Annotated in this window: 14 protein-coding genes; 8 read left to right on the top strand and 6 right to left on the bottom strand. The window is 26.2% G+C overall.

The genetic code is table 11. The annotated features are described in order from the left end of the window. Positions 1–113: 113 nt before the first annotated feature. Both blaOXA and KFW21_05135 read left to right on the top strand, forming a co-directional pair. Entirely contained in the window at positions 114–908 is a 795-nt protein-coding gene (gene blaOXA, locus KFW21_05140) for a class D beta-lactamase (protein MDK2818816.1), read from the top strand. A gap of 23 nt (positions 909–931) precedes the next feature. Continuing rightward, complete coding sequence (locus KFW21_05135) at positions 932–1621, top strand: hypothetical protein (protein MDK2818815.1); 690 nt, start codon at positions 932–934, stop codon at positions 1619–1621. 39 nt (positions 1622–1660) lie between these two features. On the opposite strand, the gene KFW21_05130 is transcribed toward KFW21_05135, so the two are convergent. Genes KFW21_05130 through KFW21_05120 form a run of 3 tightly spaced genes read right to left on the bottom strand, consistent with a single transcriptional unit; the run spans position 1661 to position 5921 of the window. After that, a complete protein-coding gene (locus tag KFW21_05130; GenBank protein MDK2818814.1) occupies positions 1661–2338 on the bottom strand; it encodes an HAD family hydrolase in 678 nt (225 codons plus the stop codon). A gap of 40 nt (positions 2339–2378) precedes the next feature. Then, positions 2379–3629 carry a tetratricopeptide repeat protein gene (locus KFW21_05125; protein ID MDK2818813.1) on the bottom strand — a complete coding sequence of 417 codons (1251 nt, stop codon included), beginning with the start codon at positions 3627–3629 and terminating at the stop codon, positions 2379–2381. A 9-nt stretch (positions 3630–3638) separates the two neighbouring features. After that, positions 3639–5921, bottom strand: coding sequence for a hypothetical protein (locus KFW21_05120; GenBank protein MDK2818812.1), 2283 nt, complete (start codon positions 5919–5921; stop codon positions 3639–3641). A gap of 596 nt (positions 5922–6517) precedes the next feature. On the opposite strand from KFW21_05120, the gene KFW21_05115 reads away from it, so the two are divergent. From KFW21_05115 to KFW21_05090, 6 genes are all read left to right on the top strand, one after another. After that, positions 6518–8515, top strand: a complete 1998-nt coding sequence (locus KFW21_05115) for a SpoIIE family protein phosphatase (GenBank protein MDK2818811.1) — start codon at positions 6518–6520, stop codon at positions 8513–8515. A gap of 127 nt (positions 8516–8642) precedes the next feature. Continuing rightward, positions 8643–9563, top strand: a complete 921-nt coding sequence (locus KFW21_05110) for an ABC transporter ATP-binding protein (GenBank protein MDK2818810.1) — start codon at positions 8643–8645, stop codon at positions 9561–9563. A gap of 16 nt (positions 9564–9579) precedes the next feature. Then, positions 9580–10290, top strand: a complete 711-nt coding sequence (locus tag KFW21_05105; protein MDK2818809.1) for a hypothetical protein — start codon at positions 9580–9582, stop codon at positions 10288–10290. 9 nt (positions 10291–10299) lie between these two features. Beyond that, a complete protein-coding gene (locus KFW21_05100) occupies positions 10300–11901 on the top strand; it encodes a GldG family protein (GenBank protein ID MDK2818808.1) in 1602 nt (533 codons plus the stop codon). A 58-nt stretch (positions 11902–11959) separates the two neighbouring features. Then, positions 11960–12730 (top strand): ParA family protein, encoded by a 771-nt coding sequence (locus KFW21_05095; GenBank protein ID MDK2818807.1) that lies wholly within the window; start codon positions 11960–11962, stop codon positions 12728–12730. 13 nt (positions 12731–12743) lie between these two features. Next, positions 12744–13664, top strand: coding sequence for a ParB/RepB/Spo0J family partition protein (locus KFW21_05090; GenBank protein ID MDK2818806.1), 921 nt, complete (start codon positions 12744–12746; stop codon positions 13662–13664). A gap of 13 nt (positions 13665–13677) precedes the next feature. Here KFW21_05090 and mfd read toward each other — a convergent pair whose 3' ends face one another. From mfd to KFW21_05075, 3 genes are read right to left on the bottom strand one after another with little or no spacing between them, the layout of a single operon-like run. Beyond that, positions 13678–16971 (bottom strand): transcription-repair coupling factor, encoded by a 3294-nt coding sequence (mfd, locus tag KFW21_05085; protein MDK2818805.1) that lies wholly within the window; start codon positions 16969–16971, stop codon positions 13678–13680. A 48-nt stretch (positions 16972–17019) separates the two neighbouring features. Further along, a complete protein-coding gene (locus tag KFW21_05080; protein MDK2818804.1) occupies positions 17020–17499 on the bottom strand; it encodes a hypothetical protein in 480 nt (159 codons plus the stop codon). 8 nt (positions 17500–17507) lie between these two features. Further along, a complete protein-coding gene (locus KFW21_05075; GenBank protein ID MDK2818803.1) occupies positions 17508–18101 on the bottom strand; it encodes a hypothetical protein in 594 nt (197 codons plus the stop codon). Positions 18102–18103: the final 2 nt, after the last annotated feature.

The following is an 18103-nucleotide window of genomic DNA, read 5'->3' as shown; positions in this document are numbered from 1 at the left end:
ATGATATTTTATCTTATGTCAACACATTTAAGCATATAAGAAATATTTGAGTGAGTTTAATATATTTTGACATTTAATAATAAATAATGTATAAATAAATAGACAAAAAACTAGTGAGTACTACTATATCTTTTATTATTAACATATATCTTTTATTATTAACACCTATATCTTTATTTTCTTTACCAAATTTGCAAGAAAATACACAAATTCAACAAATTTTTGATGAACATAATATTAATGGAACATTTGTATTTTATAACTCTTCCAACAATACAATTATAGGCTACAATCAAAAGCGTGCTCAAAAACAATTTATTCCTGGATCTATTTTTAAAATTCCTAATAGTGCTATAGCGCTATCTGAAAAAGTTATCACTAATGTCGATAGTGTTTTTTATCACTATAAAGGTGAAAAAGTATTTTTATCTGTTTGGACCAACAGTATGTCTCTTCGTGATGCTATGAAACATTCCAATGTTCCTGCTTTTCAACAAATTGCTAAAACTGTAGGATTAAAAACAATGCAAACATATTTAAATAAATTTAATTATGGAAACCAAAAAACAGGGAAATTTGTTGATAAATTTTGGTTAGATGGTCCTCTAAAAATTAGTGCTATAGAACAAGTGAAATTCCTTCAAATACTATTTAGTAATAACTCTCCTATTTCTTCCTCTATTCAAAAGCAATTGAAAGATATCATGTTTTTAGAAAATAAAAATGGTTGGAAATTATATGGTAAAACTGGTTGGCCTAGTAAAATCGGTTGGTTTGTTGGTCTGATAGAAAAAAATGATCAACAATATTTTTTTGCCCTAAATATGGATTTAGAAAAATTCGAAAATTTATCTCTTAGACAAGAAATTGCAGATGAAATATTTACCCTAATTATTGCAGATTATTAATAATTATATCTAGGAGTAATTTTTTGAAACATATATTAATTATTGTTAATTTACTTTTTTTAGTATCTTGTTCTTTTGTAGAAAAAATAAGAACTCAACATGATTTTCAAGAAAACACTAAAAATTATTTTTTACACTATCACTTAGATCCTAAAACTTACAAAAAATTTTCTTATACTTTCTACAAAAACGATTTAAAGCAATTTGAATACTATCAATCTACATACTATTTTAATAGTAATAATACAGAATTAATAACAGTTTCTACTAAAAATAATTTTTATAAATCTATTTATTATTTTTTTAACAATAAAGATATAGAATCGATCTCTAGTAATATCTCAAAAAAAAGTTATAACTATTCATTTTGGAAAAAACAACAAGATAAAACTTTAGGATATTTTTTCTACAATCAATTAGAAAAACTATCTCTAACTAATCTTATTTTTAAAAATATGTATGATGATGTAGAAGTTACTATAGATACTAATAATTATTCTTTGTATAGAGCTTCGCTTTACAAGTATAATTTTCCTGAAGAACTAGATAACTCAGTAAATAATTATCACTACTTTTTATTAAAAGAACAAAAAGATTCTTTATCCGTAATAAATTTATTCAAAACTAGTTTATTCAATGAGGCTAATGATTATCCAGAAAATATTTATGGGATTATAACTTTAGAACCAATAGTAATGATCAAACAACACTAATTAATAAACAAAAAACACTCTTACTACAAGAGTGTTTTTTTATAAATTCAATAATTCATTTACTACTTTTCTAAAATCAGTTTTGGGACACATATAAATATATTCAATACCTACAGAGGTAGCTCCAAATTTGTCATACAATTCATGATCTCCTACAAAATAAGAGTGTTTAGATTCTATCGCTAAATTTTCTAATATTCTATGAAAAATCATTTTTTTAGGTTTCATAAATCCAAATTCATCAGAAAAAACTAAATCATCAAAAAAATCATATATTCCTTGTTCTTTTAAGAAAAATCTTAAAGCAATACCTGGTGTCATTGCAGTATTAGAAATAAGAGCTATTTTTTTATCATGATCTTTTAATTTTTGTAATCCTTCTTTAACATTGTCAATTAATTTAGGAGGTAACTGCAAAGAAGCATAAGCCCAAATATCATAAAATTTTTTAAGAAGAATTACATCTTTTATTTGTATTTTTTCTGCAAAAATACTCACTAATTCAAAAATACTAAGACTAAAATAATCTTTTTGATATTCATACATAATTTCTTGTGTTTCTTTATAAGCTTTGATAACATTAGAAAAACGAATGGGAAATCCTGATTTTTCTACAATCGTCCATATAGAATTAATTCTGTATTGATGCCTATCTTCCACACTATCATCTACTATTAATGTATTGTACAAATCAAATATTACCAGTGATTTTTGCATAATCAATCCTTTTATTTACTCAAATATTAATATTTGATTTTTAATATCTTAAGCTTTCAACAATTAAATTTTGCCACTCTTGGGCTTTAGATATATGCTGACTTTTTGGGTAATCTTCTATTAATTTTCTAAAATACCCTAAAGATTCTTCTGATTTATCAGATTCAAAAGCAATTTTTCCTAAAGCAAAAAGAGCATCAGGATCTTTAACAATATTTTCATTAGCAATTACTTTTCTTAAAATTATCATTGATTGTCTGAGATCTTTTCTTTTGTAATATAAATCTGCAATCTTCAATAAAGCTTCATCTCCATGTACAGTATTATCAAAATAAATAAGAATTTTAGTATAAGAATTTTCTGCACTATCCAAATAACCACGATTAACCAAATCATTACCATGTAATAAAATATCTTTAATAAAGGAATCTTTAACATATTCAAAATTTCTAGAAGAAGGATATGCTTTTATAAAATTTTCTAATTCATTAATTCTCTCAGGTCTCATAGATTGAGCTGCATATAAATCTGATTTTCCCAATAATCCATCTTCACCTATAACATTATTAAAATATTTTAATGAAGATACATATTCATTTTTGTATAAAAGTAAATATCCTAAATAAAATGATATTTTTGATTTTGTAGGTTCTTCTGCTCTAAAATAAGCTTGTTCTAGAAAAGATTGAATATATGAATCATATTGTTTTCTTTCACGGGCAATAGATCCAAGTAATAATACAGATTCAGAATAATCTTCATTACTTAATTGAGTTTCTCCTAATATTTTTTTAATATAAGATAAAGCACCTTCAAAATCACCTTTATCGTTCATTAATTTTGCTCCAATCAAACGAACTTTGTGTCTATAAATACTCATTGGATATTCAGAAATAAAATTAACAATCAGACGAGATACAAGTATATTATCACCCAACTCATAAGCAATAAAAATACGCTTAGCTTCTTTAGTTGAAACATCTGATTCTATAGAATTTGAGTTTATATTTTCTATATTTTGATATGGAATAGGTAGTGGAATTTGTGATATCTCTTCATTTTGATTATTATTTTCTTGAAAAATTTTAGGGATCTGTATTTTTGGTGTTTCATAAGTTGGTGATGGTGTCATTTGTGATTTTTTGAAATCATTATAAGTTTTCATAAGTGATTGATAATAAAATAAATATAAAAATAATAATACAGAAATAAATAATACAGATAAACAAAAATTATTTAATAATCTATAAAATACTAAATTAGTACTATCGTAATATTGCCCTCTTCTCATACTTTATCCTTATTGATTATTTTCTATTATTTTTCTATCTAGAATTTTTTCAGAAGTCTTATCTAACCAATATCTTGAATTAGGCAATCCCATATTTACTGCTGTAATAAATACAGAAAATGCATCTCTATAAGCACCTAATTGATAATAAGATTGACCTAACATCATCAATGAGGCTTTATGTGTAGTAGCAAAAGATAATAAATATATAGCTTCTTGATATAGATTCATATCATATGCTTTTCTTCCTTCAGAAATTGCCAATGTAGAAGATGGTCGCATCCATTTAGAGGCAATTATTTCATAATTTGAACCTAAAATATTTCTAGTTATTCTTTGCCATAATTTTTGTTTAGATATCCAAATTTCTTTATTTTCGTAAAGCCATGTTTCTTTGGGTATTTCTTCAATTGTAGGAACTTTTTCTACAGTTACATCCCTATAATACGATCGAACATCAGCAAGAACAGCTTGAGCTTCTATCATCTGAGCAAAATGATCAGAATGTTTTTTTTGTTTTGAAGATATTTGTGTGTTTTTAAAATTATTAGTAATGATTGAAAGTTTGTTTTCTTCTTCTTTAATAGCTATTGTTAATTGATCTATCTGTTGATTTATATTTTGATCCAACACTTGTAAATTTGTTTTATTTTGTTTTGTTTTGTTTTTTGTCATTTTTATTGAAATATTATTAACCATATTATTTATCTTTTTATTGTTTTTACAATCTTGATATAGACTAATTTTTTTTTTCGTTGCCTCTATAGAGATATTTTGGATATTAATTAAAAAATCATTTTCTCTCTGTTTTCTTCGTTCAATAAATCTTTTTATCTGGGAACTAGCTTGATATTGTTTTACCCTGATATTATCTCTCTTATCATAATAGCTATTTAAATTGTTTTCAAAGTCTTTGATATAAGCATTATCTGAATATAACAATGATTTTGTGATAGTATTGTAAGAGTCAATTTCATTAGATATCATTATAATACTTTTTATAATACCACTGTAATCTTTTTGTTCTTGAGCTAATAAAAATTGACGCTGATTTTCTATTTGTTCTAGATATTTTTGTTCATTTTTTGATATTTCATCAGTAAAATATAGTGTTTTTTTTTTATGTTCTGGAATAAATTTATTACTTTTAATTTCAAAAGGATTTGATGTCTTTACTTCACTATCTGCTCTTGTTAACAAACTATTATTATTGAATAGAAAAGATTCTGAAGATGTCAAATTTGAAATTTCTGGTAAGATTCCCAAAGAAACTTGATCTTCTGCTCTTGTATTCGTAAAAGTGTTTTGATTTGTTAATTTATCTAATAAAGATTGATTGTCATTAGTATCAGATAATATTTGTAAATTAGATAATGTTTTTTGAACAGCCATTTCAATATCTTTCTCTGAAAATATTTCTTGTGTATAAAAAGGTAATGTACTTTTTCTTTTTATATACTCTGTTTTTGATGGCATATTTAAAAGAGGTGATTTTTTTAATAAAACAGCAGGTGTGTTAAAAATGTTAATACCTGCAGTCCATTGTTTTGAATCTTGGATACTTACAGCATAATAATATGGTGTTTCAAAAGAAACATTTCTATCTTCAAAAATAAATTGATTTGTTACTGTAACATATACAGGCAATCCTTCAGCACTAGGATATTTAGATATAGGATAACGACTTCTATATATATTAAATATATATAGAGGCAAATCTTTTGGGTATACACTCCATTTCAAATGAAAAATATCTTCATAAGATTCTAGATTCAAAGATGTTATTATATGAGCTGGTTTGTGATCTAATTCTTGTATTGATTTTTGAAAAGATCTTTTTTTTGAAACTATAATAGATATAGGTTGAATTGTGGTATTAATCTCTGGAAGTAGAAAATTTTCATAGCCTTCTATTAATTTGTTAACAGAGCTTTGGGCTATAGTATCGAAATAGTTACTGTTATTAGCAACTATAGCAAAATAATACGATCCTGATTTATCAAATTTTATTGCATATTCATATTCATAGGATGAATCAACTTTAACACCTTCAAAATTACTTTTTATAGCAAGTTCAGCTTCTCTCAATACAAAAATATCTGAAATCCTTGATGTATGGTAATAAATCACAAACTCATTTTTATCTACATTTGCTTTCCATTTTAGTACTACTGTATTAGAAACAACATTACCTATCTCAATAGATGTTACAATATTTTTTAATTCCTGTGCTTGCATATCGTTAAATGATAAACAAAAAATCATATTAAATAAAATCGCATATTTTTTCATAAGAATTCCTTATTTCAAAATAAATAAAAAGATGGTATTTTGACACCTTTCCTTAATGTAATCGGAAATCACTCTTTTATAACTTGATCTTTTTTAGAAAAAAAATAATAATGCTATTTTTAACCTTTCTTAAACAGATCTTTCACTATTTTTCGTACAATCACACAATTATAGATATAGGTTTAAAAATTCCGCACAAAATATAATATTTTTGCAGAACAACTCCAAACAAAACACAAGATATACCTACAATAAATATATATCTAAATATATATAAACAAACAGGATAGATAAAAATCATGTTAAAAAATATAGATAACTACTACTACTACTACCTATTATATTTTAAATTTAAAGATTAGTATTAATTATAGTATAGATATTCTATGTGCAATAAAATATTATTTATATTAACTTGACTATTTTGTTATTTTTAATCATAATTAAAATAGTTATTTAAATTAATTAAAAAGTAGGAATGAATAGTGTATAGCCTTTTTTTATTAATCCCTTTTATCTTATTTTTTTGCTTATATATTTATTGTTTAGCAACTTTTTCAAAAATAAGTAGACGCATATTTAATAATTATATTTCCTTGATTTCTTTAAAAACAGATTGGAAAAATTCTTTTTTAGAAGATTTAGCTGAAGAAACAAGGAAATATTTCATAGCTCCTTTTATTAGTATTACAAAAATGAAAAGTTCAAATACAGGTCGAATGATTATTTCTTCAGGAGATAATTCTGTAGGATTTTTAATCGATTCTGTAGAAAAAGAAGAGTATTATCTTCAAAAGAAAAAAATATTTTTAACGCCTTATATTTATAAAACAGAAGATGTTTTAATTCAAAAAGATTATAAAAATATAAATATTTTAAAATATTTTAATTTAAAATATTCTTTTATGATTCCTATTTTTTTTTCTGATCAGAGAGAAGAAGTATTAATAAGTGTTTATTTTAAAAATAGAATATCTTGTTTATTTGCTTATATAAGATATGTTTTAGTTAGAAAAAAATTATCTTATTTTTATGCTGGTGTTTTTAGAAATTTTGTAAGAGCATTTGAAAGTTCTGCCGAGTTATTATTAGAAGAGATAGAAGATTATGTAGCAATTTCTCTTAATGAAAAAGCAAAAATAGTTGCTTGGAATAAAGGTGCTGAAAAATTATTTGGATATAGAAGTGTTGATATTATAAATAAAAATTTTATTTTACTTTTTAATTATGGAGAAGAAGAAACTTTTGATAAATCTTTAGAAATATTAAATGTTAAAAATGATATAAAATATTTTGCTACTTTAAAAGATAAAATGAATATACCTATTAAAGTAGAATTAAAAGTAAAAAAAATGCTCACTGTAACTGGTGTTTTAGCTGGTTATAGTGTTTTTGTTAAAGATATAACAAAAGAGGAAATTTTCAAAGATAATATCCAACAACATAGTTTTATTAACTATACTATTTTAGAAAATAGTCAAGATGGTATTTTAATTCTAGATTCAGATGATAAAATTATATTTTATAATCAAAGAGTAAAAAATATTTTAGATAATTCTATGAATCTTTTTGGAATTCCTGGTAAAAAAATATTTCCTAGAAAATTTGGAGAAGTTTTTGAACAAACCATAAATAAACTAAAAGAATCCAAATTAAAATTCGTAGATATTGATTATTGTTTTGAAAATAAATATTATAATATTAGATTTTTTAGAGTACATAAAAATTCTAATAATGAGTACGGTGGTGTTATTATATTCTTTATTGATGAAAGTGCAAGAATGTTGACGATGTTAGAATTAGAAGAAAAAAAAGAAGCTTTAGAAAACATTAATAAAAATCTTTTAGAAACATTAAACTCAGCAAGAATCATGCAAGAAAATCTTATTCCAAAAGATCTTCCTAATGAAGAAGGAATGTATACAGAAGCGATATATAAATTATCTGATGATTTGGGTGGAGATTTTTATTATTCAGAAAATATCATTTTAGAAAATAAAAAATATAATATTGCTTTTATTAGTGATGTTAGTGGACATGGTATTTCATCTTCTATGATGAATGTTATGGTAAAAGATGTTTATGGAACATATATCGATAATTTAAAAGATGGATATAAAAAAGAACCTTTAGATTTTTTACAATTATTAAATAAAAAATTATTAGATTTAAATGTCACAGAAAATAAATTTATTACTTGTGTAATTGCTTTGACTGATTTTGAAAAAAGAATAGTTAAAATTTGTTCTGCAGGACACACATTACCTTATTATATCCAAGATGATAAAATTGAATTATTAAATTTTAAAAGAGCTGTTCCTTTGGGTGTGATTAATTTAATTCAATGTGAAACATATGAGATTAATTATCAAGATGGTGATAAAATAATCCTATATACAGATGGATTTTTGGATCTCTTTGAAGTAGATAATCAAAAACCATCTGACTCGGCACTATATTATCTTAAAGATAATATAGATAAAAATATTGTAGAATTAAAAATGTTAATAATGGATAAATATATTAGTTATAAAAAAGATCAATTTTCTTCTATAGATGATCTTACTATTTTAATAATAGAATTTAATAAATAAATATAAAAATAAAATACCCTTACTAATTTAGTAAGGGTATTTTATTTTTGTCTAAAATTAGATTGAGAAAATTTTAAAAATACCGACAATCTATTTATGCATAATATTTCATAAATAGGAAAATATAATGGTAAAATTTGTTAATGTCTCTCAATCGTACGGTAACTTTAAAGCCCTCTTTGATTTAAGTTTTGAAATTAAAAAAGGAAGTTTATTAGCTTTATTAGGACCAAATGGTGCTGGTAAAAGTACAACATTAAATATCATGACTGGATTTAGACCTCCTTTAGAAGGAGATGTTTTTATTAATGGTATTAATATTTTTGAAAATCCACAAGAAGCAAAATCTTATATAGGCTATTTGGCTGAGATGCCACCTTTGTATCTAGAATTGACAGTTATTGAATATCTTATATTTATTGCTGAGATGAGAGGTATGAATCATCAAGATTCTGTATCTAGATCTAAAGAAGTTTTATTACTTCTTAATATGTTAGAAAGAGAAGACGCTCTCATTAAAAATTTATCTAAAGGATTAAGACAAAGAGTAGGAATTGCCCAAAGTATTTTACATTATCCAAAATTATTAGTTCTTGATGAACCTACTGTGGGATTAGAGCCATCACAATTGATTGAGTTTAGACAAGTAATAAGACATTTGGCAAAAGAAACTGGAATGACAGTGGTGATCTCTACGCATATAATGTCAGAAGCTGCTGAATTATGTGATGAAGTTATTATTATCAGTGAAGGTAAAAAATTATTTGAAGGTTCAAAAGATTTTCTTCTTGCTAATAAAAACACACAAGAATTTATTTATGAGCTAATAGTAGTAAGACCTTCTCAAGAGTTATTAATACATCTTAACAATATTCCTTCTGTTATTAATATTGTTGAAAATAATAATATTATTACTATTATTACAAATAAGGATGTTTCTGAAAATATTGTAGAAGAAACTATCAAATTTGGATCTGGAGTAAAATCTATTATACCAACAACAAATAGTTTGGAAAAAGTATTTTTAGATCTTACAATAAAAAAATAAATAAAAGGTATAGCCAATGAAAAATTTATTACCTATTTTTAAAAATGAATTGAGATTATATTCATATTCATGGTTAGGATTATCCTCACTAATTATTATAAATATAATTGCTGGAATGGGATATTTATTAGGTTCTGTAAATTTTGGGAATTTTCAATATTTCTTTAGTTTGTTAGAAATGCCATTTGCTTGGGCAATTTTGATAGTAGGCTCAAGATCCTTAGCAAAAGATAAAGAGTTAGGAATGTTTTCTTTATTTTTTACATCTCCGTTAAAATTAAAAGATATTTTATTAGCTAAGTTTTTCGCATTAGTTGTTTTTTTTACTATATGTGCAACTAGTTTAATTTTTTATGCATTTTTATCAAGTATCTTTTTTAAAATTTCTTGGATGACAGTTTTATCTGGTTATTTTAGCTTATTGCTTGCTGTGGTTGTATTTAGCTCGATATCAATTTTTTCATCTTCCTGTACAGATAATACACTTGTTGCAATAGTAATAGGCTTTGGTTTATGGATGTTTATTTATTTATTTGGCTCTTTGGGTAATATGTTAGATCCGAATTTACCATTCACTTCATTTATAAAAGAAATATCATATAGCTATCATTTTAAAAATATCAGTTCAGGAGTTTTTTCTTTAGCTGATGTACTTTATTTTTTGTGTTTTCCTATATTTATGTTAAAATTAACAGAATCAAAAATATTAACGCAGATTGCATATTAAGGAGAACTAATGAAAAATAAATATATTATATTAATTATTTGCTTTGTTGTATCTATTATTTTATCAATAGTTTCTTATATATTTTTTGGAGAAAGAAGCATTTTTCTTAGAGTATCATTATTATTGATGTTAATTTCAATAATATTTAATATTATTTATTTTAGAAATAATATTTCTCAACAATTGAAAAGAGGAAAATATTCTAGAATTAAATTGGTAGAAAGTTTCACTGTTTTATTTTTTAGTATAATACTATTTTCTTTGGTTAAAAGTTTTGATTTAAATGTTGATTGGACGGCAAGAAAATTATTTAATTTATCTCAAGAATCAAAAACTATTATCTCTCAAATAAAAACCCCTTTAACAATCACTGTTTTTTCTTATGATAATGATGAAAACTCTATAAAAGGATTGGTTGATTATGCAAAAAAATTAGGAAAGCGTTATGAATCCTCAAATCCTAAAATGATTGAATTATTGACAACTGATCCCATTAGAAATAAATCAAAAGCAGAAGAATATGGTATTAGACAAAATGGGACTATTGTTTTTGAAATGAATGAAAGACGAGAATATGTAACCCCAAATATATTAATTGAAAATTTAAATCAAGATGAGATTAATTACAAAGGTGAAACAATATTTTCAGCTATTATTGATAAACTTAATAATAATAAAGAAATTGATATTTCTTATTTAACAGGACATGGTGAATTAGATTTTAATTCTCTAGGTGTCGGCGGATATGATGGAATTAAAAAAACACTTCTTGATAGAAGATACAATGTCTCTGCAATTAATTTAGATCATTATCCTGATGTTCCTAAAAAATTAGATATTTTAATTATTGCAGACCCAAGAACAGCGTTATCTCCACAAACATACCAATCAATAGAAAATTATATAAATAATGGTGGCAATGTTTTGTACATGGTTAGTAGAAACACCATAGCTGATCTTAATTTTTTATTAATGAAATCAGGATTTGTTTTTTTACCAAATGTAGCTGTTGATCCTAGTAGAGTAGCGAAAAATAGTGGTGAATTTTCTATTATCCCTACACTGTCTCCAAAATCAGAAATCACGCTATTATTAAAAAATAAAAAACAATCTGTGATTTTCCCATCCGCCTCCGTTGTATATTCATTACCCAAAGAATTATCAGATAGTAACAACATCTATGATATAAGACCATTAGCCAAAATGTCTCAATATGGATTTGGTGAACGATCTTTTGAAAAAGGTTTGTATACAAAAGGAGAAGAAGATATTACAGGGATTTATTGTTTAGCAATATCTTCTATTATTGCAAACAAAACAAATATGAAAAGTCAAAGAAGATCGATTGTTTTTGGTTCTACAGAATTCATTGATAACGCTAGATTGTATACAGGTGGGAATGCTGATTTTTTTATTAATTCTATAGATTTTCTATTAAGAAAAGATCTAAAAACCACAGTAGCGCCGAAAACAGAATATTTATCACAATCAATCCCTCTACCCGAGCAAACAAGATTCATTGTTATTATCGTTGTTTTTTGGATATTTATTTGGATATTTATTTGCACAAACTTTCTGCTAAAGAGAAAAAATAAAATTAAAAATCAATAATTGTTTCACGTGAAACAATATTTTATAAAACAAATGCATATATGGAGCGTTGTTATTTATGGTTAAAATAATTGTTGTTGCAAATCAAAAAGGTGGGGTTGGGAAAACAACAACTTGTGTTAATTTGGCTACCTATGTTGCTAGTGTAGGTAAAAAAGTTTTGTTATTAGATCTTGATCCTCAAGGAAATTCTTGTTCAGGTTTAGGGGTAAAAGTTTCTTCTAATTTGAACAAGGGTATATACAGTGTTTTTATAGGTGATAAAACTTTCAAAGAGGTTATTGTTTGTTCAAAGTATGAAAATCTTGATATTGTTCCTGTTTCTATGGATCTTGCTGGTGCTCAAGCTGAATTGTTTGATCAGCGTGGTAAAGAGTATATTATAAAAAAATCTTTAGAAGAGGTTTCTAGAGATTATGATTTGATATTGATGGATACTCCCCCATCTTTAGGTTTGTTTACGTTAAATGGTTTGACCGCTGCAAATAGTGTTCTTATTCCATTGCAAAGTGAGTTTTATGCAATGGAAGGTTTGGCTCAATTGTTACAGGCTGTTAAATTGGTGAAAAGCTCTACAAATTCTAATTTAGGTATTGAAGGAGTTTTGATTACGATGTTTGATCAACGTACTAATTTGTCAAAAGATGTTCTGAATGAAGCTAAATCTTTCTTTGGTGAGAAGGTTTATGATACTATTATTCCAAGAAATATACGTCTTAGTGAAGCACCATCTCATGGTGTTGCTATTTATGAATACGATTCTTCTTCACAGGGTTCAAAATCTTACACATCTTTTGGTGATGAGTTTATTAAAAAGTCTGGTATATAGGGGTTGTTAAATAATGTCAATGAAGAAAAAGGGTTTAGGAAAGGGTTTGGCTGCATTAGTTGAGGAGCATATTGTAAGTCCTTTGGTTGAAATAAAACCACTAGAAAATGAATATGCACCAAAAAACAATGGAGTCTTAACTGTTAGTCCTAATGATGTTTTACCAAGTAGATATCAACCTAGAAAAGAATTTGATGAGGCTTTTTTAGAAGAGTTAGCGGATTCTATTAGAAAACATGGGATAATTCAACCTTTAGTTGTATCTGATCTTGGCGATGGAACATATGAACTTGTCGCTGGTGAACGCCGTTTAAGAGCATCGAAGCTTGCAGGAATGAAAACAGTTCCTATAGTTATTAGAGAGTTTGAAGATAAAGATAGATTAGCTGTTGCTTTGATAGAAAATATTCAACGTACTGATTTGAATGCTATAGAGGTTGCTGAAGCTTATCAAGAAATGATAGATAGAGTGAATTTAACTCAAGAAGAGGTCTCTCTAGTTGTGGGTAAAAGTCGTACCAGTGTAGCGAATACATTACGATTATTAAAATTACCAGATTCTATAAGAACAAGAGTTATTAACAATAATATTTCAGAAGGTCATGGTAGAGCTATCTTATCTCTTTATCCAAATTTTCAAAAAATGGAAGAGGTTGCTCGTATATCAGAAGAAGAGGATCTCTCTGTTCGTCAAACAGAAGATTTGACAAGAAAAATTTTATCCGATGATATAAATAAAAATAATATTCAAAAATCAAATTCTGTCTCATATAATCATAGAATACAATCTTTAGAAGAAAAATTAGTAAAAATTCTTGGTGTAAAAACAAAGATTTCAGGTAATATAGATAGAGGTTCTATTAAATTCTTCTATCATACTCCAGAAGAGTTAGAAATCCTTATTCAAAATATATTAAAAAATAGAGACTCTTAAGAGTCTCTATTTTTTAATGATCTTGAATATCTCTTAAAAATGTTGTTAATCTTTTTACTTTTTGTTCAGCATTGGATTCAAATGTTTGATAATTAAGTTGATTTGGATTGTAAGGGTTGAATGAAACAGGATGTTCTCCATTTTTTGCAATTTCTAATATTTTTAAAGGATTTGCTTTAGAATTACTAGAAAAAACTATTTCTATGTGAGTTGATTTTTCTGTAATAGAGGTGATGCCGATAGTGTTTGCTTCTAATTTTAATTTAGAGATTTCAAATAATGTTTCTATTTCATAGGGGAAGGATCCATATCTATCTCGTAATTCTTTTTTTAGATTATCACTTTCTAATTGGTTTCTTAAAGATATAATATTTTTATATACTTCCATTTTTAATGCAGGATCATGGATATATATATCGGGAATAAATGCATCATAAGATAAATCAATTAATGTATCAATATAATTTGTTTCATTTCCTTGTAATTTTTGAACTTCTTCTTTTAAAAGTCTCATATACATATCATAACCTATTGCTATTAAATGGCCATGTTGTTGAGATCCTATAATATTTCCAGCACCTCTTATTTCCATATCACGCTTAGCAATTTGAAAACCAGCTCCTAATTCTGTATATTCAGATAAGGCATCCAATCTTTTTGTTGCTTGTTCTGTAATATTTTTATGTTCTGGAAATAAAAAATAAGCATAGGCTTGTTTAGTAGATCGTCCGACACGACCTTTTAGTTGATAAAGTTGTGAAAGACCTAATCTTTGAGAATCACTTATAATAATTGTATTAGCATTAGCAATATCAAGACCGCTTTCTACAATAGTTGTGGAAACAAGAACATTATAATAACCTCGCATAAATCCTAAAAATGCGTTTTCTAATTCATCTTCTTCCATTTGACCATGAGCAACTACAATAGATGCTTCGGGTACTAGTTCTGTAATAAGATTTGCAAATTTATCTAATTCTTTTATTCTATTATTAATAAAATACACTTGTCCATCTCTTTCTAATTCTGTGCGAATTGCATCAGCAACCAATTCATTTTTAAAATCAGAGACTATTGTTTCTACAGGAGTTCTTAATTCAGGAGGTGTTTGAATAGTTGAAAAAGCTCTTAGATTTCCTAATGCAAGAGACAATGTTCTAGGTATAGGTGTTGCAGATAATGATAAAATATCTGTATAAGGATATCTTGTTTTTATTTTTTCTTTTTGAGCAACGCCAAATTTATGTTCTTCATCAATTATTAATAAGCCTAATTCTTTAAATAAAATTTCTTTGTTTAATACAGCATGTGTTCCAATAAGTAGATCAATTTCTTGAGATTTAATTCTTTGAATAATATCTTTTCGTTCATTGTTTTTAGTAAATCTAGTGATTAAAGCCGTTTTAATAGGAAAATTCTTAAAACGATCCAAACATGTTAAATAATGTTGTTCTGCCAAAATAGTGGTAGGAGCAAGTAAAGCAACTTGTTTATGTGAAAAAATAGATTTAAATGCTGCACGAAGAGCTATCTCAGTTTTTCCAAAACCAACATCTCCACAAAGAAGTCTATCCATAGGTTGTAAACTTTCCATATCAGATTTGATTTCTTCTATAGCTGTAATTTGGTCAGGTGTTTCTATATATTTAAATAAATCTTCAAATTGTTTTTGTTCTTCTGTATCTGAAGGAAAAGCTATCCCTTCAAAAACAACTCTTTTTGCATGTGATTCTACCAATTGTTTAGCAAATAATACGATATCTTCTTGTGCTTTAATTTTTTTCTTTTGCCATGATTTGCTAGAAAGAGAATCTATTTTTGTTTTTGTTTGTTCAAATCCACCAGTATATCGCCCAATCAAATCTGCTTGTTCGAGAGGAACAAATAGTTTTTGTTTGTCTGCATATTCTATAAGGATATAATCTTTTTCTTTATTTAAAGTGTTGATCCTTTCAATCCCTTTGAAAATTCCAATTCCATAATTCAAATGTACTACAGCATCACCTGGTTCAATATCTGTTTCAAAATTAGAATAGATTGCCTGTTGTAATCTTTTACGAAAAACTTTCTTTTTTCCACTAATATCTGTTTCACCAATAAAGAGAATATTTCTGTTATTTGTAAGATCTTCTCCTAAAAATCCAAATTCCCAATTTTGTGTGATTATATAAAATCCTGGATTTTGAGGATTGATTTCATTAATATGTGAAACAATTTTTGGCTTGAATCGACGAAGCATAATAGCAATTCGACGGGCATTTTCTTTATATTCAGAAAAAAAACAAACAAACACATTTTCTTTGCTTTTCAATATTTTTTCTAATTCAACAACAAATCCAGAAAATCCTCCTGAAAAATTTCCAGCAAGTTTAAGCAATGGAGATAAATCTCCATTATTATCATGTGTATAAATACAAGATGCATTTTTAGTACTTTCTTTTATAGAACTAAGTAATAATTTGTTAGCATTCAATCGAGTAAAAATAGCTCGTATTTTATTGTCAGCGAATTCTGGCTTTTCTGTAAATAAAATATCAAATTGACGATCAGTGATATAGTCAGTGATCGATGATAAAGTGTTATAATAATCAACAAAGTTTGAGTGTGCTAATGTATTATGAAAAGGATCTTCAAATCCTTTTTTATCTTTCGGGAAAATAAATTCAGCTAAAGGGGGGATATCAATATAATTAGTTTTATTAGTTGTTAATTGAGTGTTTTTATCAAAAAAAGAAATACGAACAATAATATTATTTTCTATAATAATACGAATTGGAGAATCTATATGACTAGGGTATACATCAATAAGTTTATTTTTAATAGAAAATTCACCAATTTCTCTAACAGCAGATGTTTGAGAATAACCATATTCTTTTAATTGTTGTGAAAACTTGTTAAGATCTAATGGTGTTTGTTCTGATAGTTTGATAAGAGATTTTTCAAAAGATAAACGAGGTGGTAATGTTCTAATAAAACTTTGATAAGCACAGACAATAATATAAGCTTGATTGTTTTGATGAAGAAGGGACATAGTTTGTATTCTTGTGGTAAGAATATCAAGAGAGGGGATTCCATGAGAATAAGGCATAACTTCAATAGATGGAAAATAAATAACATTTGAATATATACTAGATAAACTTTCAAAAACTTTATTTGCTTGAGGATTGTCTTCTGTAATAATAAAAATATGTTTATTTTTTTGAGTTATTTTATTTAATGAGAAAAATAATGATCCTAAAGGATATGCTAGAGCTTTTTCTTTAGAATCATTAAAAACATCAAAATTAAAAGAGGATAAAAAAGACATTAATGTGTCTCCAGAAAGATTTACTTATAAATCAAATAAAAAATAAAATTAAGGAGTATTATCTTCAAAAATAACACTAGCCCACATACTTGGAGGACTTTCAAGATTTCTTACTTGATTAAAAGCTGTAACAAAAAACCAATATTCTTTTCCTTGACTGAACAATTGACCTTGACCAGCGTAGTAAAATTTTTTAATATCGTAGGAAAATGATCTGCTGACATTAAAAGGTTGTCGTACTACAAAAGATGCTTGTTTAGGATTGAAATTAGCACAAAGAATTTTTGTGCCTTTTAAAGCAGTTGCATCAGCAATATTATCTGTATAATATATATTATAACCAGAAAATTCTAATTCAGGATTAAGTCCAAACCAAGTTACGCGCAATGTTGCTGCAGGAACCCCTGTCCCTAAAATTGAATTATAAACTTGTACCCCATTTGGAGAATATAATCGAGGAACAGGCTGGGGTATTTCTAGTCCACAAGATAAAAATAAAATAAAAAATATTATTAATTTTTTTTTCATAAGTATCTTTACGGAAAATTTATAGTAGTAATATTTGATGGTAAACTATACGAAGTATCAACAGCTGAATATGCATATACAGCAAAATAATAAACTGTACCTGATATAAAGGGTGTACCATCTGGTAAATCTTTGAAACCAGTTACAGTAAATGTAGGATCTGCAGGAGATGAATTTGGAGTGATGGATAAATAATCTGGTGATGGAGGATAAAATCTTCTTTCTGGAAAGGACATTGCTCCTCCGATATATATTGTTAAATTTCCATCATTGGCTGTAATAAAATTTTTTAATAATTGTGCTTGAGATCCAGGTACATCAGTAGGTTTTAATGGGAAAAAAACTTCTCCAGCATCAGCAAAAGATATAAAATCTTCTATTCTAGTGGATACATAAATAGCATATCCTGTAAAATAAATTTCAGGGTTGTTTGCTGTAAAAAATAAAGCTAATCCTGTTCCACCACCTTGAGCAGGAGCTGTTTTAACTTTTAATCCTAGAGGCGTTGCAAGTAAAGGTTGTCTAGGGATTTCATCAATACTACAAGATGATAGGAGTGCAATACAAAAACAAATAACAATGTTTTTTATTATTTTTATCATAT

The sequence above is a fragment of the Spirochaetota bacterium genome, from assembly GCA_030154445.1.
GTDB lineage: Bacteria > Spirochaetota > Brevinematia > Brevinematales > Brevinemataceae > Brevinema_A.
This window is presented reverse-complemented; position numbering and strand designations above follow the sequence as displayed.

Excerpts from the sequence above, each read along its gene's own strand:
- KFW21_05095 (MDK2818807.1), top strand. The coding sequence starts at position 11,960 with ATGGTTAAAATAATTGTTGTTGCAAATCAAAAAGGTGGGGTTGGGAAA.
- mfd (MDK2818805.1), bottom strand. The coding sequence starts at position 16,971 with ATGTCTTTTTTATCCTCTTTTAATTTTGATGTTTTTAATGATTCTAAA.
- KFW21_05110 (MDK2818810.1), top strand. The coding sequence starts at position 8,643 with ATGGTAAAATTTGTTAATGTCTCTCAATCGTACGGTAACTTTAAAGCC.
- KFW21_05100 (MDK2818808.1), top strand. The coding sequence starts at position 10,300 with ATGAAAAATAAATATATTATATTAATTATTTGCTTTGTTGTATCTATT.
- KFW21_05105 (MDK2818809.1), top strand. The coding sequence starts at position 9,580 with ATGAAAAATTTATTACCTATTTTTAAAAATGAATTGAGATTATATTCA.
- KFW21_05120 (MDK2818812.1), bottom strand. The coding sequence starts at position 5,921 with ATGAAAAAATATGCGATTTTATTTAATATGATTTTTTGTTTATCATTT.
- KFW21_05090 (MDK2818806.1), top strand. The coding sequence starts at position 12,744 with ATGTCAATGAAGAAAAAGGGTTTAGGAAAGGGTTTGGCTGCATTAGTT.
- KFW21_05075 (MDK2818803.1), bottom strand. The coding sequence starts at position 18,101 with ATGATAAAAATAATAAAAAACATTGTTATTTGTTTTTGTATTGCACTC.
- KFW21_05130 (MDK2818814.1), bottom strand. The coding sequence starts at position 2,338 with ATGCAAAAATCACTGGTAATATTTGATTTGTACAATACATTAATAGTA.
- KFW21_05125 (MDK2818813.1), bottom strand. The coding sequence starts at position 3,629 with ATGAGAAGAGGGCAATATTACGATAGTACTAATTTAGTATTTTATAGA.
- KFW21_05080 (MDK2818804.1), bottom strand. The coding sequence starts at position 17,499 with ATGAAAAAAAAATTAATAATATTTTTTATTTTATTTTTATCTTGTGGA.